General features: G+C 60.9%; 13 protein-coding genes. 1 reads left to right on the top strand and 12 read right to left on the bottom strand.

Going from position 1 to position 26,665, the window contains the following annotated elements; all coding sequences use genetic code 11:
* The first annotated feature begins 17 nt into the window (after nt 1-17).
* Nucleotides 18-737 carry a DUF6118 family protein gene (locus AC3A5N_RS12590; RefSeq protein WP_487737664.1) on the top strand — a complete coding sequence of 240 codons (720 nt, stop codon included), beginning with the start codon at nt 18-20 and terminating at the stop codon, nt 735-737.
* Between the two features lie 132 nt (nt 738-869).
* Here the strand turns inward: AC3A5N_RS12590 and AC3A5N_RS12585 are convergent, their stop codons facing one another.
* The 12 genes from AC3A5N_RS12585 to AC3A5N_RS12530 all read right to left on the bottom strand — a co-directional run bounded on the left by AC3A5N_RS12585 (nt 870) and on the right by AC3A5N_RS12530 (nt 26,662).
* On the bottom strand, nt 870-13,583 hold the full coding sequence (locus AC3A5N_RS12585) for a calcium-binding protein (RefSeq protein ID WP_487737663.1): 12,714 nt from the start codon (nt 13,581-13,583) through the stop codon (nt 870-872).
* Nucleotides 13,580-14,173 carry a hypothetical protein gene (locus AC3A5N_RS12580; protein WP_487737662.1) on the bottom strand — a complete coding sequence of 198 codons (594 nt, stop codon included), beginning with the start codon at nt 14,171-14,173 and terminating at the stop codon, nt 13,580-13,582. Before AC3A5N_RS12580 ends, AC3A5N_RS12585 begins: the two co-directional genes overlap by 4 nt.
* 40 nt (nt 14,174-14,213) lie before the next feature.
* Nucleotides 14,214-14,663 carry a hypothetical protein gene (locus AC3A5N_RS12575; protein ID WP_487737661.1) on the bottom strand — a complete coding sequence of 150 codons (450 nt, stop codon included), beginning with the start codon at nt 14,661-14,663 and terminating at the stop codon, nt 14,214-14,216.
* 273 nt (nt 14,664-14,936) lie between these two features.
* Nucleotides 14,937-16,436, bottom strand: a complete 1,500-nt coding sequence (locus AC3A5N_RS12570; RefSeq protein ID WP_487737660.1) for an HlyD family type I secretion periplasmic adaptor subunit — start codon at nt 16,434-16,436, stop codon at nt 14,937-14,939.
* Complete coding sequence (locus tag AC3A5N_RS12565) at nt 16,433-18,619, bottom strand: type I secretion system permease/ATPase (protein ID WP_487737659.1); 2,187 nt, start codon at nt 18,617-18,619, stop codon at nt 16,433-16,435. The genes AC3A5N_RS12570 and AC3A5N_RS12565 overlap by 4 nt, the downstream gene beginning before the upstream one ends.
* Before the next feature lie 217 nt (nt 18,620-18,836).
* Nucleotides 18,837-19,811: a thioredoxin-disulfide reductase gene (gene trxB, locus AC3A5N_RS12560; RefSeq protein WP_487737658.1), complete on the bottom strand. Its 975-nt coding sequence runs from the start codon at nt 19,809-19,811 to the stop codon at nt 18,837-18,839.
* Nucleotides 19,812-19,854: 43 nt separating this feature from the next.
* The gene (locus AC3A5N_RS12555; protein ID WP_487737657.1) at nt 19,855-20,646 is read right to left on the bottom strand and encodes a tyrosine-protein phosphatase; all 792 of its coding nucleotides are present in this window, start codon (nt 20,644-20,646) and stop codon (nt 19,855-19,857) included.
* Between the two features lie 44 nt (nt 20,647-20,690).
* Nucleotides 20,691-22,082: an alpha,alpha-trehalose-phosphate synthase (UDP-forming) gene (locus tag AC3A5N_RS12550; protein WP_487737704.1), complete on the bottom strand. Its 1,392-nt coding sequence runs from the start codon at nt 22,080-22,082 to the stop codon at nt 20,691-20,693.
* Nucleotides 22,079-23,893 (bottom strand): glycoside hydrolase family 15 protein, encoded by a 1,815-nt coding sequence (locus AC3A5N_RS12545; protein WP_487737656.1) that lies wholly within the window; start codon nt 23,891-23,893, stop codon nt 22,079-22,081. The genes AC3A5N_RS12550 and AC3A5N_RS12545 overlap by 4 nt, the downstream gene beginning before the upstream one ends.
* A complete protein-coding gene (otsB, locus tag AC3A5N_RS12540) occupies nt 23,878-24,621 on the bottom strand; it encodes a trehalose-phosphatase (RefSeq protein WP_487737655.1) in 744 nt (247 codons plus the stop codon). Before otsB ends, AC3A5N_RS12545 begins: the two co-directional genes overlap by 16 nt.
* Nucleotides 24,622-24,797: 176 nt before the next feature.
* The gene (locus AC3A5N_RS12535) at nt 24,798-25,703 is read right to left on the bottom strand and encodes a transposase (RefSeq protein ID WP_487737654.1); all 906 of its coding nucleotides are present in this window, start codon (nt 25,701-25,703) and stop codon (nt 24,798-24,800) included.
* The gene (locus AC3A5N_RS12530; protein ID WP_487737653.1) at nt 25,691-26,662 is read right to left on the bottom strand and encodes a hypothetical protein; all 972 of its coding nucleotides are present in this window, start codon (nt 26,660-26,662) and stop codon (nt 25,691-25,693) included. Before AC3A5N_RS12530 ends, AC3A5N_RS12535 begins: the two co-directional genes overlap by 13 nt.
* Nucleotides 26,663-26,665: the final 3 nt, after the last annotated feature.

The raw sequence follows: 26,665 nt of genomic DNA, 5'->3' as shown, positions 1-26,665 counted from the left end.
AGCAGGAGAAGGTAGTGATGAACGACAACGAGCGTATCCGCGAAGAAGATCACGATCCGGCGGCAGAAGCCTTCTTCCGCCTCGAACGCGAAATGGCCCTCATGCGCCGGGCAGTCGAGCATCTCGCGGCCGAGAAGGCCGACATCACCATCCCGGACTACACCGCCACCCTTGGCGAGATGTCGCACTATCTGAACCAGGCGCAGCAGGAACTGAAGGCCATCGCCGCCAGGCCGGCGCTAAAGCTGACGCCCAAGGATCTTGCCCAGCATATCGATGATGCCGCACGGAAGGTGCGACGGTCCGATCATGAGGAACTGCGCGGTGCGCGCGAGCGGTATGATCGGGCCGCGCATGCGCTTAACGGCGTGGTTGCGACGGTTCAAGCTGCGAACGAGCAGCAGAAGCACCTTGTGTGGGCCGCCAGCCTTGGCGTGCTCGCGGGGTGTCTGCTCTGGGCTATCCTGCCGGGGGTCATCTTACGCGCGCTTCCCGACAGCTGGCATGGCCCGGAAAGAATGGCCGCCCATATAATTGGCGAACCGAGCATGTGGGAGGCCGGGGCACGGATTATGAGCGCCGGTAATCCGGAAGGGTGGCGGATCGTGGTCGATGCGGCACAGATGTGGCGCGATAATCGGGAAACTATCGCTGATTGTAAGGCCGACGCCGATCCGCTGGAAACGCTGCGATGCCCAATCGATATCCAAGCCGACAGGCATCTGCCCAACCACTGAAACTTTTCTGTCACAAGGCCGAAAACGCCCTTGAGGAAGTGACCGCCATGGCCGGAAAGCGATCGGCAACGCGTGCTGGCGTTATCCCAGAAATGGCGACCTTCTTATGCGCTAACCCAATAACCTCACAACTTAAGCATAGAACTGAAGGTAGTCCAAACTGGACTCATGCAGACGATCAGCCTCTGCCGCTCCATTCGCACCAAATGTCCCCATGTCCTGGCGGATCATCGCAAGCTTCCGCGCCAATTCCGGATCATTCGCGATTGCGCTGGGACGCGTATCATCATTCACGCCAGACGTTCGCGTCGCCCCTAATGTCAACTCCGGCGCACTGTCATGCCACCGACCCTCTGCATCGGACGGCTCGTCGGATATCTCGAAAGCCCTCTCCAGAGTATCGAGCTTTCTGGAGAAGAACTCGCGTTCAGCCCGATTGTCGGACAACGGCGATTTCCCGAACGGCGCCTGCAAAGGGAAATAATCTGAAGCCGAGTCGAAGACATGCCTCGGCCGTTCAAATGAAGCCACTGTTGCTGCCGGGACGGTCACGCGAAGGCTTCGCTGTGCGAGGGCGTCGACGTGCAACCTATCGAAGCGATCGAAGAGATTGACGCGTGCATTTTCCCCATCATCGCGCAGAAACTCAAAAATCTCGTAGCGACTGAGCACTGGTGATGGCGAACCGAAGCGGTCACCAAGCCACGGTGGGTTGAAGCCCCACTCGGTCGTACGGCGATCCACGACCCCCACCTGCGACGTTCCCGCGCCATGCCGATAAATCGGCAACGCGTTTATTGGCGTGGCGGCACTCCCCGTAAGGCGATCATAGCGACGAATGTCCGGTGTGATCCGAACCTCCGGCTCGGAGTGCGTCATTTCATCAATGCTCGGAAGCAATACACCGTCTCGCGATTCACGACCGAAGGAGGCGGTAAATGAGCTCGCACTAGCCGACGCGCGTGCAGCCACATCGGAATAGCTCCAGAATGCCCCTTCATCGGCAAAATAGAGGTATTCGACGCCCTGCAGATATTGCAACTGATTGGGTATCAGCACGGAGCCAGCTTGGCCGTTGAACGTGAGCAGAATTTCATCCGTGTTAGCCGTCGTGTTTACGTTGGTATCTGTGGATGCGATTCCCACCAGCACGAGGACATCGAACGTTCCGCTGCTCTCGTGAACGACATCGTTTCCGTCGCCAGCATAGTAGGCATACTGATCGCTACCGGCACCGCCCCATAGCGCGTCATCACCGGTATAGCCGTAAAGATCGTCATCACCATCCAGCCCAAAAAGCTGATCATCGCCGGCAAAGGCGTGGATCTCGTCTTCGCCCCCCGTTCCTGTGAGGAGGTCATCTCCGTTCGTGCCAAGTATAGGGCCGGATGGTGGAGGCAAGCGACTTTCGATTTCGGCGCGGTCCCACGTGGTTCCGTCCGCGAATTCAATCTCGAAGCCATAGGTTGGACTTCCAAGGGCGCCGATCACCGACACCGAGCCGGACGTGCCGGAGAATGTAAGTGTCAGATCGCTGCCATTGTCAGTTGAAACCAACACATCGGTTTCACCAATCGAGGCATCGAAGACAAGGGTATCAAGATCGCCGCTTTCGCCGGCGGCGATGACATCGTCTCCGTCGCCGAGACGATAAATGAAGCGGTCGTTGCCATCATCTCCGTAAAGCGCGTCATTGCCGGAACCACCGTCCAGACTATCGTTTCCGAGTTGCCCGTGGAGTTCGTCATTGCCTCCCAGGCCCAGCAGCTCGTCATCTTGGGCACCGCCAGCAAGATTATCGGCACCTGCTGTACCGACAATCGGCTGGCCGGCCGGATTGGGAATTCGACTTTCGATTTCCGATCGGTTCCAGACCGCGCCGTTATCAAAGATGATCTCGTCGACGCCGGCGCCGCCTTCCTGATCCCCCAGATCGATGCGACTCCCATCGCCGAGGATGACCGTTGTCGCGCTACCGCCGCTGCTTAGGTCGACTCGTTCCAGTACGATGTCGGAGGCCACAATCCCGGCCCCGAATACGAGACGGTCGGTCGTCGTCGTTTCGGCGATTTCCCCGATCTCGTCGTCACCGTCACCTAGTTCGTAGCGGTATGTATCCGCGCCATAGCTCCCGTTCAGTACGTCTTCGCCGCGCCCGCCAACGAGCCCATCGTCGCCGCTCTGCCCATTCAACACATCGTTGCCATCTAGGCCGTAAAGGCCATCGACGCCCGATGTGCCGCCGAGAACGTCATTACCGTCCGTGCCCACCAGCGGATTCGGCAGGAACGGTTCTGTCGCGGAGGCGATCAGCGCAAATGGGAGTGTCGCATCAGCGAACTGCACCGTTTCTATGTTGCTGACCCGCAGTCCGCCGGCAAATCGATGATAGGAACCATTGTCATCGACATAGCGCCCGTTGTCCCAGTAGTCGGCCAGTGTGCCGCCGAGGACCAACGTATCGTATCCCTCGCCACCGTCGATAATACCGGTCTCTGTTCCGAACGGGCTTTGCTCCAGATCAATTCGTAGAGGATGAGCGAGTGCCATTTCGATCGTGAAGGTGTCATCACCATCCCCGCCGTTCGCTCGGTCGGTGTCGCCCGATTCAAGTATCAGCGCATCGTTTCCGAGACCGCCGTTGAGGGTATCGTAATTTCCGTATCCGGAAGGATTCTGGCCGCCCTGCAGCGTGTCGTTGCCGTCACCTCCGTCGATCGTGTCATTGCCCGTGAAACCGTAGATTGTATCATCGCCTGCAGTGGCGGACGCGATGTTCCAGCGCGCCTGAAACTGAGCTGCGTTCCACGTTGTGTCGGAGAAGATGATCGAGGTGAAATTGGCGAATTCGGATTCCGGGCGGATAGTCAGCGTCTCACCGGTATCGACGAGGGTGAATACGAAAGAGCCGCCCGCGCCGATGGAGGTGGTGACATCGGTCGAAGCCACATCGAGGAACGTGATCTTGTCGTTGGCGGTATAGCGGTCACCGGTCGTGACATTGGGATTGTCGCTGTAGTGCCAGCCATATTCCTTGATGGTATCGTCGCCGTAACCACGCCCGAATACGTAAGTATCATCGCCATTGCGACCGACGAGGTAGTCGTTCCCGGCCCCACCATCGAGCGTTTCCGAGGGACGGAAGAAGCCATCGATGACATCGTCGCCATCCGTCGCCTTCTTGGAATGCGCATAGATATCGGCTGTCGACCAAGTCGTGCCGTCGGCAAAAACAAACTGGTCGATCGCGGCGTTTTCGAGGCCGAAATAGTCGGTCACTGCGAGCGAGCTGTAGACATTTCCTCCGTGGAAAATATTTCTAAACTGCCCCTCGATCGTAATCGATCCAGGTCTATTTCGAAACGAAATTACCAGATTTTCGCCGTGATCGTCGGGCCGACTGAAGATGATATCCCCTGCGCTTATTCCAGCTCCGAATCTTAGCGTGTCGTAGCTAATGATGTCGCCTGCGCGCTCGATAGCACTGTCAATTGGGTTGGGTTGGTTGATCTGCATGGTCTCGAGAATGCGATCATCGCCCTCGCCGGCGTTGTAGACGTAGGTGTCGGCTCCGTCCTCTCCGACCAGGACATCATTGCCCAACCCACCCCACAGGATATCGGCGGCGGCACCGCCGGCAATGATGTCATCGCCGGCCGTAGCCGGTGCGAGCGTGATCAGCGCCTCGAATTGCGCACGATCCATAACGGTGCCATCGGCGAATTCGAAACGGTCGATGCCGGGCGTAGTGACCGGACCTTGATAAGAATGTTCCAAGAAGAACTGGTGGTCGATCGTTACGCTATCGGATGTCCCGGCAACCTGAATAAGTAGCGAGCCCTCAGCCTGAGCACTGCCCTCTGTATAGAGGTTTGTGGAACGGGAACCATCGGGATAGCCTGGAACATGTGTGAGAATGAGATCTTCGGGCGTAATTCCTGCTCCGAAGCGCAACGTGTCGATTGCCTCTGAAGGCTGCCAGAAACCTTGTTCGAATACTTCACCAAGGAACGTGTTCGCAAAGATCAAATCATTACCGGAGCCTAGGCCAAAAAAGAATGTATCTGATCCGGTTGAAGTTGTGCTCTCCAGAAGGCCCTCGTCGCCGATCAGCACATCGTCCCCAGCTCCACCATCAATGTAATCATCGCCATTGAAGCCGTAGATAATGTCGTTTCCGTCGCCGCCTTCCACCTCATCGGCCTGGTGCCCACCGACAATTGTGTCGTCTCCATCTGTCGAAGGAGTTAGGATTCCGAGGATGTCATCATGGCTTAGCCGGGTGCCGTCTGCGAACACGAACTCCCGCACGGTCGGCTCTTCGTCCAATTCGCCAATAAATTGTTCGTCGATCGTCAGATGATCGTCCGTACCGTTGATTGAAATCCGAAGGTTAGCGCCGATCTCGTAGGGGGTTCCACTCGAGCCGACTCTTTGAAAAGTAAGATCGGCAAGCGTGATGTCAGGACCAAATTCAACAATGTCGCCCAAGGGGTAGGAATTGTTATAGTTTCCGTGCTGTATCTCGTCTTCACCTGAGCCCCGTCCGAACACGATCCGGTCCACACCCTGGCCGCCGACAATCCTGTTGTCCTCCGGGCCGGACTCGATCCGCTCCGAAGCGGATGTTCCGTTGATCGTGCCCGATCCCGAGCCAGTTATGGTGGAGGTCACGTTCGGAGCGCCTATGCTCGCGGACAATATCGTGGAGCTGCTGGCACCGCGCGTATCTGTGGCGGTGATGCGCAATTCAAACGTCGCTGCGTCCGCGCTCTTGCCATAGAGATCGCTCGTGGATGGATCGAACGTGATCGTCTCCTCGTTCGGATCGAACACAATCCACGAGGGCAAGTTCGAACCATCCGCGAGGGAAACCGAAACGCTGTATCCGGGATCATCGCTGTCCGCGAAGAGGGAGGACGGGATTCGCAACACAGTGGTCATCCCGACCGGCGCAAGCAAGTCGTCAAGGCTCTCTGCGACAACGGGCGCATCGTTGGTGTCGGCGACACCCAGGATGAAGAACTGATCTGCCGTGAGGCCAGAACTATCGGTGGCGGTGACCCGGACCCGTAAGAGACCGTTGTCGGCATCTTGCGGCGTTCCCGAAAAAACGCCATCGACGAAACTGAGCCAGGAAGGCAGCGTTTCGCCCGTATCGAGAGTGGCGGACAGCGTGAGCGAATCGCCTATGTCGGGATCCGAAAAGCTGGCAAGCGGAACGGAGAAGATGAATGCCTCACCCTGCGTGGCCAATTGGTCCGCGATCGGCCCGGTTGCCACCGGCGCGTCGTTAACATTCACGACATCAAGCGGGGTTGTGATACTGGCCATCTCGCCGAAGATGTCAGTGGCGGTAAAGCGAAGGTTGAGAGGGCCGACATCGCCGTTCTCTGGTGTACCGGACAAAGTGGTGCCATTGAAGGAAAGCCACGAGGGCAGAGGCGAACCGTCGTCAAGAGTTACCACAATCGTCAAACGGTCGTTGGCGTCGCCGTCGGAAAAGGTTGCGGCGGGTATCGTAAAGCTGAAAGCTTCACCTTGGGTCGCGGTCACCCCGGGCAGGGAGTTTGCGACGGGAGCGCCATTATTAGTTCCAACCCGAATGGCGAAGGGCAGAGCGGCCTGACGCCCTGTGCCGTCCGTCGCGACGATCTCAACAGCGAGCGGACCGGCATCGCCGACAGTAGGCGTGCCGGAGAAGGTCACGCCATCGAATGACAGCCATGCCGGCAAGGCATCGCCATTGGCCAGTCGCGCCGTGACGGAGAGAGAATCCTGGTCCGGGACAAGACCGGTGGGCAGCACTCCGGCCGAAGCGGCGCCGGTACTCGTGAAATCGAACGCCACATGAAGATTTTGCGCGGTGCCGACATCGAAGGGGACAAATACCCGGTCATCACCGACATACGATCCTGCTGGCGTGTAACTGTAAGTGCCATCCAACTCCACGACGAAGCTTCCGCCCTGCTCGGTCGAATATGTTCCCGCAGCGATGGTCGGGGTTGCGGAAAAAACCGTATCCTGATCGGCGAACAAGCCAGCCGGCAGGGAATAGCTGAACTCTTGATCTAGAGCGGCGTCCTGCGAGGCCACGGCTCCGGTCGCATTGGGTGTTTCTTCCGAATTGAGGACATCGAGCTGAACGAGCCGATCGATTGTGTCGCCGAAGGCATCCACTGCCGTGAGCTTGATCGTGTGCGTGCCCACCTGCGCGTCATCAGCATTCGCCTCAAAGACATTGCCGTCGAACTGTAGCCAGGCAGGTAGCGCCGAACCATCGTCAAGCGTGGCCGTATAGCGTAGCTCGCCAACGCCTCCATCGTCGTCGAACAATCCGTCCGGTACGACCACCCGATTCCGGCCGCCCTCGGCGACTGTCATCCGCCATGGGTCGGCGGTCGCTGTGGGAGCTTCGTTGGCCAGAGCGCCAACTACGTCGGCGGCGGAGAAGATGATGCCGTCCGCAAATTCGAACTGCTTGACAGCGAGACCGCCGAAATAATCCGCTATCGTGACGGACTGTGTTGTTCCGCGCAGGTGGACGACCAAGTCAGGGGAAGCGGGGGTTGGCCGTTCAAACGCAACATCACGCGAGGTAATCCCGCCTGCGAAACGGACGATGTCAGCCGCGGTCGAATCGCCCGTGCTGGTGACGATGTCCTGCCCGTCACCCCGCGCGAAGAGATAAACATCTGCCCCACCCTTGCCGTCAAGGGTGTCGTTCCCGGCACCACCGGCAATCGTATCGTCCGATGCAAAACCAGAAATGATGTCGCCACCGGCAGTCGCCTGATCCGACAGAACCAGTTGGTCGATTTCAAGCGCGTTCAGATTCGCGCCATCAGAAAGTACGATCTGATTTATAGCGCGCGTTGCCGAACCGCTGAACTGTCCGATGATCGTGACATTGTCGCTCGCACTGACGGTAACCTTCAGATCGTCGCCGATCTTTTCGAAGGTCAGGTCCTCGGCGGTGATACCCACGCCGAACGCAAGTGTATTGGACGCGCTGGCGGAACTATCTGCGACGATATCCTGACCATCGCCCAGATTGAATACATAGCGATCGGAGCCGCCAAGACCATCAAGGGTGTCGTCGCCCGCCCCGCCAGTCAGTGTTTCTGGAGCTGCGGAGCCGGTAATCGTGTCGGCCCCGCTGGTGGCGGCGCCGGCGATGACCACTTGCTCGATATCGAAGGATGATAGCACCACGCCGTCGCCGAATTCAAACTCCTCGATAACCCCCACGCCAAAGAACTCGTCGACCGTAATCTGGTCGGCGGAACCACCGAAAGTGATGATGAGGTCGTTAGCGTCCGAAGTGCTGCGACCGAAAATCGCATCTGTGCTCAGCGCCCCCAATACAAGCACATCATGTCCTGCCGCAGCGGAAGGATTGAACAGGCCAATGTCGCGGACAATATCGATGCCATCGCCTGGGTTGATCACATAGGTATCATCCCCCTTGCCGCCGATCATCGTGTCATTGCCGAGTCCCCCTTCAAGCCGGTCATTGCCGGGATTGGAGAGAAAATTTGTGCCCGGGACGATTCCCACGTCCTGGTAACCGCCGGGGCCATCGAACCCGATAATTGTATCGTCACCGCTGGTGGTCGACTGGGCGATCCAGAGATTACGCAAGTCGGAACTTCGCAATGTGGCGCTGCTGAAGATGAACTCGTCAATGCGGCTACCTCCACCCTCCGTCGCCTGGACGTTGATGTGAAGAACGTCCGTTGTTCCGCTAAAGCTGATTGTGAAATCCCGGAATCCGGTGCCCGATCTCGAAAGCATCATCTGATCGGGGTCGAAACCAAACAGCTGCACCTTGCCTGCGGAGGCGATAGTGTCGGTTCCGCTGCCCGGCGCGAATACGAAGCGATGTTCGGATCCAGACTGCGAACTGCCGTTCAGCGTATCCGTGCCGGCCCCGCCATAGAAGTAGCGGATCGCCCTATTGCTCCAATCGGGCTCGACACTCGTAATCCCGGTCACCGTCGTGTCGCTACCGTCCGGTGAGAAGATGCGCTCGAATATCTCCGCCTCGTCCCAAATGGTCCCATCATTAAAGTGGATTTGCGGCAGGTCTCCCCGCTGGAACACGCGATCGAGCCGGATGCGTTCCGAAGACGAGCCATTGATATCGATATAGAGGGACCATCCTTCGAGAGTCAGAGTGGTCGTCAGCGGATCAATTCCGGCACCAAGCTGGATTTCGCTGCGCTGCACATCCGTCGACCCGTCGAAGACGTCGCTCGAGCTGACTGTCTGAAATACAACATCGGCCCCATCGCCAAGATTGTAGGCGATCGTGTCACCGGGCCTGGACCTGAGAACATCGTCCCCGGCACCACCATTCAGAGTGGACTGGCCATTACCGGTAAGTTCATCGCTTCCGAAGCCACCCAGCAAGGTGTCGGTGCCCGTACCGGCAAACAGGGCGTCATCACCTGCGCCGCCATCGAGTTGGTCATCACCCGCCTCGCCAAACAGCATGTCGCGATGGTCGCCGCCGGAGAGCACATCATCGCCCGCACCACCGAAAAGAAGGTCAGCGCCAGCGGCCCCATCCAGTGTATCCGCGCCATCGCCGCCCGCGAGCCAATCGCTGTCCGTTCCGCCGGTCAGCGCGTCATCGCCACTCGTGCCATCGAGTCTCTGAGCTGTGGCGTTGCTGACATGGGCGATCCTTTCCAACGTGGGAGCGGTCAACCTCACTCCACTGGAGGTCAGGACGATATCCATTGTCCGCCAGTTCGACTGGACTTCGGGATCGTAGTTTCGGGCGACTTCGACTCGATCGTTGGTCCCGGCGATCGAAAAAGAAATCCCGTCGCCCAGGCTCGCGAATTCGAGGTCACCAAGCGAGACATCGGCATCAAGCGTAATTAGTGCCCTTCCAGCATAGAAGGTGCCCTCATTGAATAATTCGATGCGATCGAGATCGGAACCACGCCCGAACAGAATATCCGCCTGGCTATTCTGTCCGGCGGCGATGATGTCGTCGCCGGCGCCGGGACGGAATGTGCCACTCAGCGTGTCGAGCATCTCGAGGCGATCGTCGCCGCCAGTGCCGAGCGCGTCATAGACCCGGGAACCGATGTCATAGCGGTTCCAGTCCACTCCATTGGCGAAGCGCACATTCTCGATATCCCCGACTACGAATTCCAGCCAGTCGTCGGTGCCTGAAATGGCGAAACGTGCGAGCAACTCGCCTTCGCGCGGGCCGCTGTCGATCTGGGATACGGTAACCACAAGGTCTTCGGGTGCGATACCAGCGCCAAATATGATGCCGTCGGAAATGCCAGCACTGTCCTCAATGCGGTCATGGCCATCGCCGACGCCAAAATAATAGCGGTCATTGCCGTCGAAACCATTGAGGTAATCGTTGCCTGCGCCCCCCGAGAGACCATCCGACGTGGCGAAACCCAACACCACATCGTCGCCATTCGTCTTCGCTCCGGCCAGTGCGGATCGCATTATCGTGGCGCCCGATTTCACGACACCATCCCTGAACTCGATCGAGCCGAAGGTTGCCCCGAGGATTGTCACCCGGTCGTCACCCGACGAAATAACGAAATTGGATTCCGAAAGCGATCCATAGGCAGGCGCAGTGGGACCGCTGGAGCCGGTTCCCATCGTCACGTCACCTGAGGCAATATCCACGAAGCGGATGACATCTTGAGCGTCAGATTCGATTACGTCGGCACCACCGCCGGCATGAATGAGTATGGTATCCTTGCCAGCTCCGCCGATAATCGTGTCTTTCCCCGCGCCGCCATCGAGGACATCGTCGCCGGCGCCGCCCTGAAGGCGATCTCCCCCGACGCCGCCGACCAACCTGTCATTGCCGTCGCCGCCCTCCATATGGTCGTCGCCGAGGCCGCCTTCCACGTGGTCATCGCCGCCGCCCGCGAGGATGCGGTCGTCGGTCATGCGTCCATGGATAATCTCACCATCGCCGGTCCCAAGGATATTGTTCGAGCGCGGAGGCTGGCCTGGCTCTTCTGCCCACCTCCGCAGCTGGCTTAACGTGAACCGATCGCCCGCGAAATTGCCCCAGTTAGGGTCGATCGCGAGCTCGACGGCGAAGAGCACAGTGTTGATGACGGAGGTGGCTAGAATGCCGAGGCCGAACGCGTTCGTCGGGAATCCCGCGACACCGAAATTGACGGGTTCATAGGAAATCGAGCGACGCTTTGTGGTTTCCAGATGGATACCGTATTCGCCTTCCTCCCAGCGTCCGACGTTGATGACTTCGCCCGATTGCATCGTGATCTCTAGGCCCTGTGCGTCACCAGAGCCGGTGATCCGATAGGTCTCCCCCATCGCCCCTTCGAAGGGATCGGTGCTGTTGAGCATTGCCTGGATTTGCTCATCTTGCGTCTGCTCGTCATCGACAACCACGGTGCGAATCCCGCCGCGCAGCAAGTTGACGCTGCGACTGTCATCGCTGAAGCTCTTCCAGTAGAGCTGATCCTCTAATTCGCCGCGGGCGATGATGTCTTCGGCGTCGACCACCAGTATATCCGCGCCTGAACCGCCATCGAGCTTGTCGGCACCCCCGCCGCCGCGCAGGATGTCATCGCCCGAGCCGCCGTGCAGATCATCTGCATAGTCACCGCCATAAAGTTTGTCCTCGCCGCCATTACCGCTGAGGCGGCTGCCCGTCGCCGCATTCGTACCCCAAATCTCGTCATCGAACGCCGTTCCCAGGACATTTTCAACGTTGCGCAGGTGGAGAGTTGAATCGAAAAGAACGCCGTCGTTTACCTCGAGCGTCTGATTGCTGGCGTCGCGCAAATCGACTGTGACGTTGGTTGTGGCAAAGGTCGCATTGAGGCCATCGTGTTCATCGAACCCGGACCCTTGGTCGCCCATGTCGACGTAGTCGAGATAGCCGTAATAGCTCTTGCCATCGATCACGAGCGTATCAGTGCCCGAACCTGCCTCCACCGCGGCCTTCTCGATCGAGGTGAGAGTGTCGTTGCCGAAATCGCCGGTCGCGCCCGTTTCATCCTGCGCATTGGATATGGAAAGACCGAAGTCGCCCATTGCTTGGCCATTAAACGAACCACCCTCGGTGATCCGCACTACGGAATCGCCCCCATAATATTTGTAGACGATAGTGTCGGCTCCGAAAAAGCTTTCGTCGCCTCCGTGGAAATGGTCGTCACCGTCATTTAGCTCCGCGACGAGGACATCATCGCCATGGCCGCCGTACACTCCTCCGCGCACATCATCAGATGGGTCGCCTGGCGTATCGCCGCCATGGTCCCGGTCATCCCCCTCGCCACCGATCAGACGATCATTGCCGCTTCCGCCCATAAGAAGGTCGCTGTCGCCACCACCCAATAAGACGTCCCTTTCTTCCCCACCGAACAGCAGGTCGCTTCCCTCCGCACCCTCAAGATAGTCCTCGCCGCCACCTCCGATCAGCAGATCATCGCCGGAATCACCATAAAGGAGATCGTGACCATCCGAGCCAGCCAAGAGATCATCACCGAAGCCGCCAATCAGCATATCTTGCTGCTTCGTTCGGTCATCGACGTAAGCAGATGCAGTAGATCCAATTGCACCCACTCCTCCAATCTCTATTTGGCGATAATCGGCGTCTGCGCCGCTCTCCGCATCCAATTCAGCATGAAGACCGGTTGGATCAAGACCGAGATCTTGAAGAACCTCATCCGCCAACTCGATTGCAAATCCATCCGCAAATAAAAGATCCTGGCCGGCGCCTCCAAATAGCTGGTTGGAAAGCAAATTGCCGACGATGACATCGTTTTCATTGCCGCCAACGGCGTTCTCGATGTAGGCACCGAACGCTATCGATATGTTCTCGCGGCCTAATGCATCACCTGTGCCGTAAGTCACCGCATACTTATCGACCGACCCCGCAGCAAAACCCGCGCGGTCCGTAAAAGCATCTGGCCCGATGCTCGAAAAATGTCCGGGACGCAGATCGATACGCGCTGACTGGTCATATGCAGAGGCATCAATTGTATCCGTGCCACCGCCATCCCAGATAGACATCAAACGATCGTATGCCCCCGAGATATCACCGCCAATTATACGTCGGCCATTTTGCTGATCTGGATCATGCTCATGAAAAGCTAGATCGCCGAAGCCACCATAGAAAGTATCGTCATTCCTTGTGTTGAAATTAGCCCCGTAGAATTTCTGAATGTTAGCGATGTCGTAAAGCTGAAAATCGTACGCATTGAACCCTTCCGCCAGATGCGGATCATACGACATAATAGTAAATTTACTGCTGTTTCCCTGCTCTGAAAGAGGAGGAACTGGGGTATTGCCCGGATTATAAAAGCTATGCTCTAGGCCTAATGCATGCCCCAGTTCGTGGCCAAACGTAAATTGGAAAGCATCTTTTCTCTTGATGGATGCCGTAGGGCTATCATTCAGTTGGTCCTGCCGAGCTAGACCTGAAAGCCATACATCTCCGGCCTCTACAAATTCATGAGGTTGTCCATTTGGATTCGTACCATCTTCCTCACCATGAGAAGCCTGACCATAGAGGCTACTATCACCAGGTATAGTTACCGCGCCAATTCCTATGTCTTGAGGGTTATTAAGATCGGCTGGGGCGAAGTTCACGGCGGCTATTGTAGAAATATATGCCATGAACTCTATAGCGTAGGCACTCTCATCACCGGAAAATGATTGAAAAACGCCGGGATCGTCATAATATACCGACGGCTTTGTTAGCGGCGATTTCCCTACATAATTTGACGTTAAAGAGGTATAAAACTCATAATATAATGTGCTCCGCCCCTGCCAGTACTCTCCGGAAATCGCAGAAATGCTCGAAATAAGACCTTTTGTCATAGCACTTCCCCCATTACCTTCCGAAGAAATATCTCAGATAATTCGGACGCATCCCGGTCCGCCGAAGATTTTGAATATATTTCAAATTTCTCGGGGTCCTCGGCCGCTATGGCCACGTACTCATCCCGCAAACCATTGAGTCGCTCGAGGGCTCCGACCCATACTGCGTTGTCTGCAGCTAAATCTCTTTGCCATACCGCCAGAACCAACTTGTAGGGCTTCCCGTGGCGGTTTGGCGCTTTCTCCATTCGAGTAACAATCGTTCCCTTCTCGAGTTCATCGAGCCCGGGAGCGCCAACCCGGTTGCGGAGTTGGCAAGATGCTCGCGAAGTACCGTGCAGATAGTCGGACTGCCTCAGTTCTTGGAGAGCCTCACGCAGCTGGCGGCCATCCAAGCCGTAACCAGGTCGAAAAGTGCAAAACTGCGTAGTAGGCGTGATCTCAAAATCACCTTTCGAATAGATCAAATGAAATTTCCCATCAGCAGGAATCGTTTTAGCCATCATTTCGTGAATTGCTGGTGGCACTTGAGTGGAGATGTCGGCCCCCTCGTTTTTGGCGCCACTGCAACTACCAAGCATCATAGCCATCGCGCACATTCCTCGCAGCAGCCTCTTCCTTGTAGTCGACCTAAATCGCCTCACCATGCCCTGCTCCCCCATTGATCACCGCTGGATGTGAACTCACACCCGGAATCTTATGCCACAACGACTGCGCCGAAGCTTCGATTGCGGAACGTTGACGCGTCGTGCAGAAATGCTCCCGAACCACGCCGCGCGAGTTGACAAGACTGCTATGGCGATCGTGCTCAATCGCCAAATAATTTTCTTGTCCGTTAAGTAAAACTCGAGGTCTGGGCAAACCGTCTCGGTCGAGTCGTTGAGTGCGAATCGCCCTTGACGAACCGCGCTCGCAAGGATCAGCGGCCGCAAATACTCTCTGTTTGCCAGATATACGTTGCGCCGTGTTTCCGGCTGCTTTCCCTAGCGGAATATCGCGGATCCGGACGTAGAGAAGTGTGCAATGCTTGCCGCTTTGCATGATACCGCGCTTGGCGGAATATTGTACTTCCGCAGCCATTGAGAGCGACTGCACTCCACAAATGGTTCGAGGTCAACCCCTCGTTGGGACCGAAATGGATGTTAATTTTATGCGTAGCTTCCCCAATCTCCGAGGGTAACCTCAATAGTCTCGTCCGCATTGCAAAGGTCGGCACACCGGGCGGTTCGGCCAGTGTAAATTGTGAGAGGTGGCGTCGCGCACGGACCCCGAAAGACGAAGATCGCCAGTGGCGGGGGCCGGAGTTGTATTCGTCTCGGAATCAAGGGAGCTCCATCTCCTGGATTTGACGCGTTACCTCTCCCGTCCCGCCTCATCCAGCGCTTGCCTGATCGGCGAGAGCAGGTACTGGATGATCCGACGTTGCCCCGTCTTGATCTCGGCTTGGGCCGACATGCCCGGCTGGACTCGATCACACAGCGGATGGCGCGCGGGATTTCCTGCGCCGCAAGCGAGATCGATCTTCGCGGCATACACAAGGCCAGGCTGGACCGGCCGACCACTCTCATCGCGCGCGCTGCCGGCCGGTTGCTGGCTCTCGTCGATCGCATCGCGGCTGATGTTGGCCACGGTGCCCTCGATAAGACCGTAATCGGTGAAGTTGAACGCCTCGAGCTTCACGGCGACCCGCTGGCCAACCTTGACGAAGCCAATATCCTTGTTCTGGACGAAGGCTTCTACCGAGATGCCGCTATTGCAACTGGCAGTGGTGGCGGCGCCCGTCGAAGTGCAGGGCACGATGACCATCAACGGCTGAGCCGGCTGCACCACGCCGCCCACCGTGGCCACCGCTAGCTGCTGCACCACGCCATCGACGGGGCTGCGCAGCTCACGAAACTGCCGGCGTCGCGCGGCCTTGCGTAGTTCTTCTCCTGCAAGGCTTGCCTGGTCAGTCGCTTCGACGAGATCAGTTACCGCGGTCTTGCTGAAACTAGCCCTAAGCGCCCGTAACTCGGCCTCCAGCTGCCCAATCGATGCTCTCGCGCGCGCCGCATTGGCCTGCTGCACTTCGATATTGCGCAGGTGCTCGGCGCGCAGCTGTTCGTATTCGAGCAGCTTGAGTTCTGAGAAGAATCCCCTCCGCGCCAACTCCGCGCGCGCGCCGAGCTGCTGATCTATATAGGGTAGCGCCTCTTCCAGCTTGGCGATCTCTGCGCGCGAAGCCGCGAGCTGCGCCTGGCTTTCGGCGCGCTGCTGCGAAAGGCTGGCAGCCTGCGCTTCATACTGCGCCACTGCGCTATCGATCAGCGCCTGCTGGGTCCGGATCACGTGCGGTGGTACGCCTTCGGGCGCGACCAGACGGGGTTGATGTCCCTGCAAGTACGCGAGCAGGGCATTATTGCGCGCTTCAATCACCTGAGCCGATTGTAATGACTGCGCACTCTGGGCTTCGTCGGCACTGGCGAGCGTCGGATCGAGCTCGATCAGCAGGTCGCCCTTCTCCACAAACTGGCCGTTGCGTACATGAATCGCGCGCACCGACCCGATCTCGATCGGCTGCACCACCTTGATGTTTCCGCTCGGAACGGTCTTCCCGGCAGCCGTGGCGACCACGTCGATCTTGCCGAATGTGGCCCAGATCAGCGCCAGCACGAAAAGTCCGCAAGTGAGCAGTAGCAGCCAACGCATGCCTGGGCTCGCTGGCTTCTCCATGATCTCCAACGCCGCGGGCAGGAACTCGTGCTCATCCTTCGCACTGAAGGCCTTGTCCGCCTCGTTTTGGCTGCGCCAGCTTTCGCGCAGCACCTGGCCGTGTTTGGCGAGCGCCGGGAAGTGGTCATTGAACCAGCTCATTCGGCGTACTCTCGGATGCCGGTCTGTTTGGCATGGAGCTGGGCATAGCGCCCTCCAGCGCGGACCAGATCGTCATGACTGCCGATCTCGGTGATTTCGCCCGCCTCCACCGTGATGATTCGATGGCACGGTCGGACGGCGGAGAGACGGTGGGCGATAATCATCACCGTCCGCCCTTCGGCGATCCTCCCGAGATTATTCTGGATGATCTCCTCGCTCTCTGCATCCAAGGCGCTGGTCGCTTCGTCGAGGATCAGGATTCGCGGATTGGTGATCAGTGCGCGGGCGATGGCGAGCCGCTGGCGCTGCCCCCCCGACAGGTTCGCACCACGCTCCTCGATGATGGTATCGTAGCCGTGTGCCAGGGTCAGGATGAACTCATGCGCGCCGGCCAGTTCGGCCGCGGCGATCACCTTTTCCATTGCAATGGTGGGGTTCGACAGCGCAATATTCTCGCGCACCGAACGATTGAACAGGATGTTCTCCTGCAGCACGACGCCTACTTGGCGCCGCAGCCAAGCCGGGTCGACCAGGGCTAGATCGGTGCCATCGACTAGTACGCGTCCTTGCTCAGGGACGTAGAGCCGCTGGACGAGCTTTGTCAGCGTCGATTTACCCGAACCCGACGGACCGACGATGCCCAGCATCTCGCCTGGAGCGATGTCGAGGTCGATCCCGCGTAGCGCCTCAGGCGCATCCGGGCGATATCGGAAGCGCACCTTGTCGAACTCGACGCGCCCCTTGATCGGAGGCAGGCTGGCGCGGTTGGGATTATGTTCGGGCTCAGCAGGAGCGTTGAGGATATCGCCCAGGCGATCGACGGAAATGCGCACCTGCTGGAAGTCCTGCCACAGCTGCGACAGCCGCAGGATCGGTTGCGCGACACGGCCGGCCAGCATGTTGAACGCAACCAGGCTGCCGACCGACAGCTCGCCCGCGATCACCGCCTTTGCCCCGAAGAACAAGATCGCCACCGTCGTCAGTTTGCTGACCAGCTGGATCAAATGACTGCCCCAGGTGGAGAGCACGGTCACGTCCCACCCAGTCTTGATGTAACCGGCGAACTGCTTCTCCCAGCGATCTCGCATGCGCGGCTCGACCGCCATGGATTTCAGCGTCCCGATCCCCGTCACGGTTTCCACGAGGAACGACTGGTTCTCCGCGCCGCGCTTGAATTTCTCGTCGAGCCGCGCCCGTAAGGGTGGGGTGATGAAGAGCGAGATAAGGAGGTAGACCGGAATGGTCAGCGCCACGACCAGCGTCAGGAGCGGTGAATAGAGATACATCACGGCGAAGAACACGAGGGTGAAGAACAGGTCGATGACCACGGTCACGGCATTGCTGGTGAGGAAATTGCGGATGTTCTCCAGCTCGCGCACGCGCGCGACGCTGTCGCCGACCCGCCGCGCCTCAAAGTAGGACAGCGGCAAGGCGATAAGGTGGCGGAACAGCGCTGCGGACAGCTCTGCATCGACTCGGTTGGATGTGTGCGCGAAGAGCCAATTGCGAAGGCCCGAAAGCATGGTCTCGAAGATCAGCACCGCCGTGAGACCGATCGCCAGCACTTCGAGCGTGGTCATCGACTGATGGACCAATACCTTGTCGATCACCAACTGGAAGAAGATCGGTGTGGCGAGACCGACCAGTTGAAGGAAAAAGCTTCCAATCAGCACGTCGCGCAACGGCTTACGGTACTTGACCAGCGCAGGAATGAACCAGCTGATGTCGAACGCACGCTTCTCGCCAGCGATCCGTTCGCGGCTTGTCATGAGAAGCAGGTCTGCCGTGCCGCTTTCCAGCGCAAACTCGGCCTGCACCTGTTCTTCGGACCAGATTTCTGGTCGCTGGCTGCCGGGCCTGAGCACCATGTGGCGATGGCCGGTGTCACCGGTTTCGTCGACTTTGAGCAGGATCGCGGTGCCGCCACCGCGCAGGCCCACGAGCGCGGGCAGCGGCATCTTGGCAAGGTCGCGGACCGAGGCCCGCTTCCGGCGTGCCATCAAGTCGAGCTTCTTGGCTACACGGATCAGGTCGTCAAAGGTGTAGGGCCGGTCCCCCTGTCCGCGATCGTGATGGATTTGCGCGGGTTCGGCCGGCACTCCTAAGAACTGTGCCAGTAAGACAAAGCTGGCCAGCGCCGCGTCGGCGGGAACCGCCGATGGGTCTTGCTCCGAATCTGCCATGAATCTCAGTCGACCCCCAGCCAATATCCTACAGGCTCGGCCCGCGGATACAATAGTGCGTGGTCGGAGAGTCTATGCGAGCCTTACAAGATTCTACCATCCATTTGCCAGACTCGCGATCACAGCCACATGGATTAAGTCATATGCTAAATGGAGATTTGTAACGAATTATAACATCGGTAGCCCAGCGAAAGCCGGGATGACGACGATTGCGGCGCTACTCCGCTGCTTCGGCTTCCTGCTTCGCGAACTCCAGCGTCGCGAGGAAGCGTTCGGCGTCGAGGGCGGCCATGCAGCCGGTGCCGGCGGCGGTGACGGCCTGGCGATAGGTGTGGTCCATCACGTCGCCGCAGGCGAAGACGCCGGGGATCGCGGTCTTGGGCGTGCCCGGCTCGACGATCAGGTAGCCGCTCTCGTCCATCTCGAGCTTGCCCTTGAACAGCTCGGTCGCCGGGGCGTGGCCGATCGCGACGAAGGCGCCATCGACCTCGAGCGTCGACGTCTCGCCGGTCACGGTGTCCTTGAGCACGAGGTGCGTCAGACCGCCGGCCGTGGGGTCGCCCTCGAAGCTCACCACCGCCTTGTTCCACAGGGTCGAGATCTTGTCCGACTTGAACAGCCGCTCCTGCAGGATCTTCTCCGCGCGCAGTTCGTCGCGGCGGTGGATCAGCGTCACGTCGTCCGAATGGTTGGTGAGGTAGAGCGCTTCCTCGACCGCAGTGTTGCCGCCTCCGATCACGGCGACTTTCTTGCCGCGATAGAAAAACCCGTCGCAGGTCGCGCAGGCTGAGACGCCTTTGCCGCCCAGTTCCTGCTCGCCCGGCGCGCCAAGCCACTTGGCCTGCGCGCCGGTCGCGATGACCAGCGTGTCGCCGATGTACTCGTCGCCGCTGTCGCCGATCGCACGGAACGGCGGACCATTGCCGACCTCGACCGAGACGATCGTGTCCCACTTCATCCGAGTGCCGACATGCTCGGCCTGGGCCTGCATCTCCTGCATCAGCCATGGGCCCTGGATCACGTCCTTGAAGCCGGGATAGTTCTCCACGTCGGTGGTGATGGTGAGTTGGCCCCCGGGCTGGAGGCCCTGCACCACGATCGGCTCCATCATTGCGCGCGCGCCGTAGATGGCGGCGGAATAGCCGGCCGGGCCGGAGCCGATGATGAGCATCCTGGTGCGGTGAGTAGCCATGCGAGATATTCCGTTCCGATTGACGATCCGACCCTCAGGTGGGTCAGGCTTCGACGAGATGCAAGCGCAGCGCCTCGCGCCGCGCCTCGTCAACCTCCAGCACATCGGCGAGGAAGGCGTCGAGCGAACCGTGCGCCTCCTCCACAGCTTTGCGCATGGCGTGGAGATAGCGCGCGTCGACGCCCATCAGCACGCGGATCGTCTCGTCGTCGACCGCGCCGTACTTCGCGCGGATCGTCTCGCCCCCTGCGGCAATGCGCGCCTCGATATTGCCGGCGACGTTGGTGAGGAGGAAATCCTCCATCGCATCGTCGGGGTGAACGCCGAGAGCGTGATGGAGCAGCGCCACCGCCATGCCCGTGCGGTCCTTGCCCGCAAGGCAGTGGACGAGGCTCGCACCGCCCCCTTCCGCTGGCCCCCGCGCAAGAGTCGCGAAGTACTGTCGCATAACCCACAGCACCGGCTCACGGTTGGGGAGGTTGCGGTAGATGCGCTCCATCGCCCGGTGCGCGCCATCGAGCGTGAGCACGCCGCCTGCGGCTTCCACATGAGGGGCGAGGTTGGCGGTCTCCCCCTCGTAAGCGATGACCTCGGCGCAAAAGCCGTCCGCCCGCCGGCACGGGTAGCTTTGCCGCTCGCTCGCCCCGCGAAAGTCGATCACGTGGCGCAGCCCGAGCGCATCTATCTTGGCGAGATCGGCGTCGCTCGCCCCGACATGCTGGCCCGAGCGGTAGAGCAGCCCGCTCCGCAAGCGGCCCCCGTCTGCGATCGGATAGCCGCCGTAGTCGCGGAAATTGTGCACGCCTTCCAGCGCGACGACGCGTTGTTGGTTCATGGAAGGAGGCCCTGCCATCTCGCCTCGCAGGGCACAAGCCGATGTCAGCGCTCCGCTTCCGGTCCCGCGAGGTCGGAGGTGAAGTTCTCCGTCCAGCGCTGGACGTTGTCGTTGGCCACCGTCTCGATCATGGCCTCCCACCGCCGCCGACGCTCCTCGATCGGCATGTCGAGCGCGGTGTGAATCGCATGCGCTAGGTCGTCAGGGCTGTGCGGGTTGACGAGAACCGCGTCCTGCAGCTGCAGCGCGGCTCCGGCGAAGCGCGACAGAATCAGGACGCCTGGGTCCTCCGGATCCTGCGCTGCGACGTATTCCTTGGCCACGAGATTCATCCCGTCCCGCAGCGGCGTGACCAGCCCGATCTTCGCTGCGCGATAGAACCCGCACAGCTCGGCCAGGGTGTGGCCTCGGTTGACGTAGCGGATCGGCACGATGTCGACTTCGGTTCGTGCGCCGTTGATCTGGCCGATCTTCTGTTCGAGCGTGGCGCGGATGTCCTGGTAGGACTCGACGTTTTCGCGGCTCGGCGGCGCGATCTGGATGAATACGAGATCTCGCACGCGCTCCGGATAGTTGTCGAAGAAGCGCCCGATGCCGTCGATCCGCTCGGGCAGGCCTTTCGAATAGTCGAGCCGGTCGACACCGATCATCGCCGTGCGTCGCCGCGTGCTCGACAGCAGCCGCTGCGCCGCTTGCCGCGCCTCGCCGGTGTCCGCCTGCGCCCGCACATGGTCGTAGTCGATCCCGATAGGATAGGCGCGTGCGATGGTCTTGCGCCCTTCGTACGTGATCGTCCCGGTCGCCTCATCCACTTCGGCGCCGAGCGCTTTCTCGCAGTAGTGAACGAAGCTCTCGAGCCACTCATCGGTCTGGAAGCCGATCAGATCGTACTCGAGCATCGTCTGCACCAGCCGCTCGTGGAAGGGCAGTGAGACGAACAGCCGGGTAGGCGGCCAGGGCGTATGAAGGAAGAATCCGATCCGGTTCTTCAGTCCGCGGGAGCGCAGGCGCGCGCCGAGTGGGATCAAGTGATAGTCGTGGACCCAGACAAGATCGTCCGGCTCGATCAGGGGCCCGACGCTGTCGGCGAAGCGCTCGTTGACGCGCTCGTAGCCCTTGCCGGTCTCGCGCTCGTACTCTGTCAGGTCGAGGCGAAAGTGGAAAAGCGGCCACAGGGTCGAGTTGGCGTAGCCGTTGTAGTATTCCTCGATGTCCTGGTGCGGCAGGTCGACTGTAGCGGTCGTCACCCCTTCATGCCGCTGCATGTTGATGTTGCCGCTGAACTCCTCGCACTCCTGCCCCGACCAGCCGAACCAGATGCCGCCATGTTTCTTGAGCGCCGCGTTGAGCGCGCCCGCCAATCCTCCCTGAGCACCGGCCGCCCCTCGAGCTTTGGGAACGGCGACGCGATTCGAGATGACGACGAGACGACTTATCGCACTTCACTCCACGGTTTGGACAAAAGGCCGGCGCAGTTGATTATCCCTACAAGCGAGTAGGTCTGGGGGAAGTTCCCCCACAGTTCGCCGGTGTCGAAATCGAGGTCTTCGGAGAGCATTCCCGAGGCCGTGCGGTGCGACAGCATCGTCTCGAACAGGCCGCGCGCTTCCTCGTCGCGACCGGCCATGTGGAGCGCTTCGATCAACCAGAACGTGCAGACGTTGAAGGCGGTTTCTGGCAGGCCGAAGTCGTCCTCGCTGGCGTAGCGAAGCATGTGCTCACCACGGCGGAGCGCCGTCTCGATGGCGGCGAAGGTGGTCTTGAAGCGCGGGTCGTCGGGCCGCAGGAAGCGCAGTTCGACCATCTGCAGCAGGCTCGCGTCGAGGTAGTCGCTCTGAAAGCTGGCGCCGTAGTGCCCGCCCTCTTCACTCTCGACCCAGGACTCGCGCTCGATCCGGTCGCGGATTGCGTCCGCCCGCTCGCGCCAGAGCTTGCGCCGGTCTTCCCGGCCGAGATGTGCCGCGACGTTGGCCAGGCGGTCGCAGGCGGCCCAGCACATGACGGCGGAGTAGGTGTGAACCTCCTGCCGGGTGCGGAACTCCCACAGCCCGGCATCCGGCTGGTCGTGCATCTTCCACGCCATCTCGCCTACTTTCTCCAAGCTGGCGAAGTCGTGCTCGTCGGCCATGCGCAGCAGCCGCCGGTCGAAGAAGGCCTGGGCCGTCGGCATGACGATCTGGCCATAGCAGTCGTGCTGGACCTGAAAATAGGCCGCGTTGCCGATCCGCACCGGGCCCATCTCGCGGTAGCCGGCCAGCTGCGCCGCAGTGCTCTCGTCGAGCACAGTGTCGCCCATCACCGAGTAGAGCGGTTGAATCTGACCGCCCTGCGCCGAATCGACGATATTGCGCAGGTAGGACAGGTATTTCTCCAGCACGTCGAGCGCACCGATCCGATTGAGAGCCTGGACGGTGAAGTACGAATCGCGAATCCAGCAGAAGCGGTAGTCCCAGTTGCGCTCGCTGTGCGGCGCTTCGGGGATCGAGGTGGTCAGCGCAGCCACGATCGCGCCGGTTTCCTCGTGCTGGCACAGCTTGAGGGCAATCGCGCAGCGGATGACCTCATCCTGCCACTCGAGCGGAATGTGCAGGCCCCGCACCCACAGGGTCCAGTACTTGCGCGTCAGCTCGTCCATCTGCCGCAGCTCGGCGCGTAGGTTGCCCGAGAACGGCTCGTCCGGGCCGAGGAAGAAGTGCTGATCGCTCTCGACTCGGTAGGTGCGGCCGGAAAGGACGTAGCCCACCGGCGCATCGGTGCTCATCCGCATGGCCTGCCCGCCCACGAGATAGCGGATGTGATTGGTGCCGTTGGTGGTCTCGGCGAGCTGCGCGCCGTAGTCCCGCGCCGGGCGCAGCACGACCTTCATCCGGGGCGTACCCGCGACCGGATGGACGATGCGGACGTAGGCCACCGGGCGGTACATGCGACCCGAGCGCTCGAAGCGCGGACAGAAATCGCGGATCTCGACCGCGCTGCCGTCCTCGGCCTCCAGCCGCGTGACCAGGATCGGCGTGTTGCGCTCGTAGTACTGCGTGGCGGCGACTTGCCCCTCAAGCTCGAAACGCCAGACGCCGCGGTCCTGCTCGTTGCCGTTCAGCAGCGAGCAGAACACCGGGTCGCCATCGACGCGGGGCACGCAACCCCAGACGAGCGCGCCCTTGGTGTCGATCAGGCCGCTGACCTGGCAGTTTCCGATGGGCCAGAGTTCGAGCGAGGCTTGGTTCGGATCGGTCACAGGTTCAACCATTCATAGACGGCGGAAACGTAGGGCAGGCGATAGCGTGCCGTAGTGGGCGTGCGGTCGCCGACGAGGATGCCGAAGCCGCCGGCTTCCTCGCAGGCCACCATGCCGTCCTCGTCGGTGACGTCGTCGCCGATGAACACTGGCAGCGCGCCGGCGAAAGGCGGCATCGCGAGGAAGGCGCGGACCGCCCCGCCCTTGTTGGCACCGGTCTGCGTCAGCTCGACCACGCCCTTACCCGGCTTGATGGCCAGTTCGAAGCGCGCGGCGACCTCGTCTGCCAGCGCCCGGGCAAGGTCTGCGCGTTCCGGGTGGGTGCGGTAATGGAGCGCCGCGCCGTGGGGCTTCGCCTCCAGCATCAGCCCGAACTCGCGCGCGCCGGTGCGCAAGGCATCGAGAGCCTCGGGCGCGATCGCGAGAGCGGGATCGCCGATCGCTATGCCCGCGGCGTCCCGGCGCGCAGCGCCGTGGGAGCCGGCGCAGGCAATGCCGTCGATCGGGCAGTGTCCGCCGAGGTCTTCCAGCGAACGGCCCGAAATCAGCGCAAGCCGCCCGCTGAGCCGCTCCGCCAAAGCGCGCAACCGGCTGCCGAGGTCGGGCGGCACCACGATCGCGCCGGGCGTATGCGCCAAGTCCACCAGAGTGCCGTCGAAGTCGAGAAACAGCGCGATCTCGCGCGCGTCCGCCAGCCGATCGAGCGGGGGCGGCGGAGGAAGGTCGATCACATCGCTCATCCGCGCTGCCTCTTACCGGTGCCGCGCGCGAGGTCAAACGCGAATACGATTTCCCGAGGGTGCGGCCGTGGCGCTGCGGCAGGGCGTTGGCACGCGGGGGCGTGGAGCGGTTTTCTGCACAATCTCCACCACCCCGCGAATACTGAGATGGCGACCCCCGCTTTCGCGTGCCTCGCCTATGCCGACGACGACAGCATTCGCCGCCGCAAGCTCGCCTCCTCTGCCACGAGCCGGCTGCCGCCGAGTTCGGCCTCCCGCCAGATGGCGTCGGCGCTTGCGGGACCGTGGGCCGCGACCGCCCTCGCCTCGAAGCAGGCGAGGCGGAGCCGGTCGCTGGGGTGGCTCCTGCCGAACCGTTCGGCGAGGTCCAATGCTTCGGCTCCACCTAGGCCGACAGCGAGGCGCAGAAACACTTCTGTCGAGGTCGGGTTGAGCACGCCCGTCACCGTGTCCGCTTCGACATCGAAGCCGTACTGATCGAACCAGCCCGCGGCGGGATCCGCGGCAACGACGTTGAGCGAGACGGATAGGCTTTCGGGCGGCAACTGGCGGTGAACGTCGCGGTGTGCGCGGTAGTGCATCAGCTTGCCCGGGCTGAGCGCACTGCGCTCAACGAAATGCAAGCCCGCCCTCTCCCCGTGCCGCCCCGCAACCGCCTCGTAGTCGTACTCGTAGTAATCGCTGCGATAACCGGGGCCGAAGTAGCCGACGGTCAGGAAATCAAAATTGTGGTCGTGCGGGATTCCGTAGACGAAGCTGCGCGCGCCACTCGTGCGGAAAGCGTGATCGCGCTCCGACGGCCACACGTTCGCACGCAGAAAGAAGCCGTTCCGCATGCCCGAAAGAACGATGGCCTGCGGTCCGTAGGCACTTTCCGTCGCGTCACCGGCGTGACCTGCCGTGAGCTGCGCTGTGATATGATCCCCGAGAAAAGAGGCATTGTTGCCCAGGCGCTGGAGCCATCGGGCCGCGTGCAGCAAGCTGTCCTCCTCACGCGGATCGAGGCCTGCGGCATCGATCGCATGGACGGCCTCCCTGAGCGAGCAGGAGGCAAGATCCTCCCCTTCGATCAGGCGAGGCACGGTTCGCGCTCCACGCCTGCGAGTTGCGGATATTGGGCGAGGAGGTCGCGTCGCAATGCCCGCGCGGGTCCGTGCAGCGGATCGGCTCCGTCGCGCGCCAGCCGCGACAGCTCCCGAAAGCCCACCGCGCTGTCGAGCGCCAGGCATTCGCGCAGCGCTTGCCAACGCAGGCTCTCACTGCCCGCCAGGGTCAGGCTAGCGATCGCAGGCGCCGCATCGCGGCGCTGCATTGCGCCGAGCACCGCCAGCATCAGCTCCTGCCGGCTCTCGTGGCACTCCCCTGCCGCCCGGTGCAGCAGTGCCCCGTCGGCGAGACAGTATTCCACGCTCGGCAGCGGCTTGGCCGCCGGACGCGACAGTCGCAGCATGATCAGCCGGCCCTCGACCCGATCGACAAGCTTTGTCTCCTGCAATCCGGCAAAGGAGAGGCAGGAGCCGGCAGCGATGCGGATGCTGCTGCAGGCCAGCTCCGCCTTGTCCGGACCGCCGCCCGTGACCGTCACGCGCCGCGCCTGCGCCATGCCCGCCAGGCAGATCTCATACCGCTCCCCATCGGTGAAACAGACCGAATCCGGTGCGGGCCCGCTCTCAGGCGGAGCGTACTGCAGCAGTGAGAGCGTCGCCCTGCCCGACTGCGCGAGCTGGAGCACGGCGAGACCGTCGGCGTACTGATGCCGGAACGGGACATGGCCGAGCGGGTTCTCGCGCAGGCTCCCGATCATCGCGCCCATCAGCCGCCCCATGAGACTGTGCGCGGCGCCGATCTCCGATACGAGTGCCACGAGCGGTGCGCAGTCGGCCAGCGCCGCGCCCTCTCCGTAGCGCTCGAGCGCCTGCAACACCGTCGCCGTGCCGGGCTCCGCCAGCCAGGCGGCCTTGACGCGCTCGAGCCGCGCCTGCGCCTCGCGCTGCAGAGCGCCGTCGCTCCGCAGCGCCGCGATTGCCGGATCGATCCGCACCCG

It is taken from the genome of Pelagerythrobacter sp. Soil_C_18 (assembly GCF_057657235.1).
This window is presented reverse-complemented; position numbering and strand designations above follow the sequence as displayed.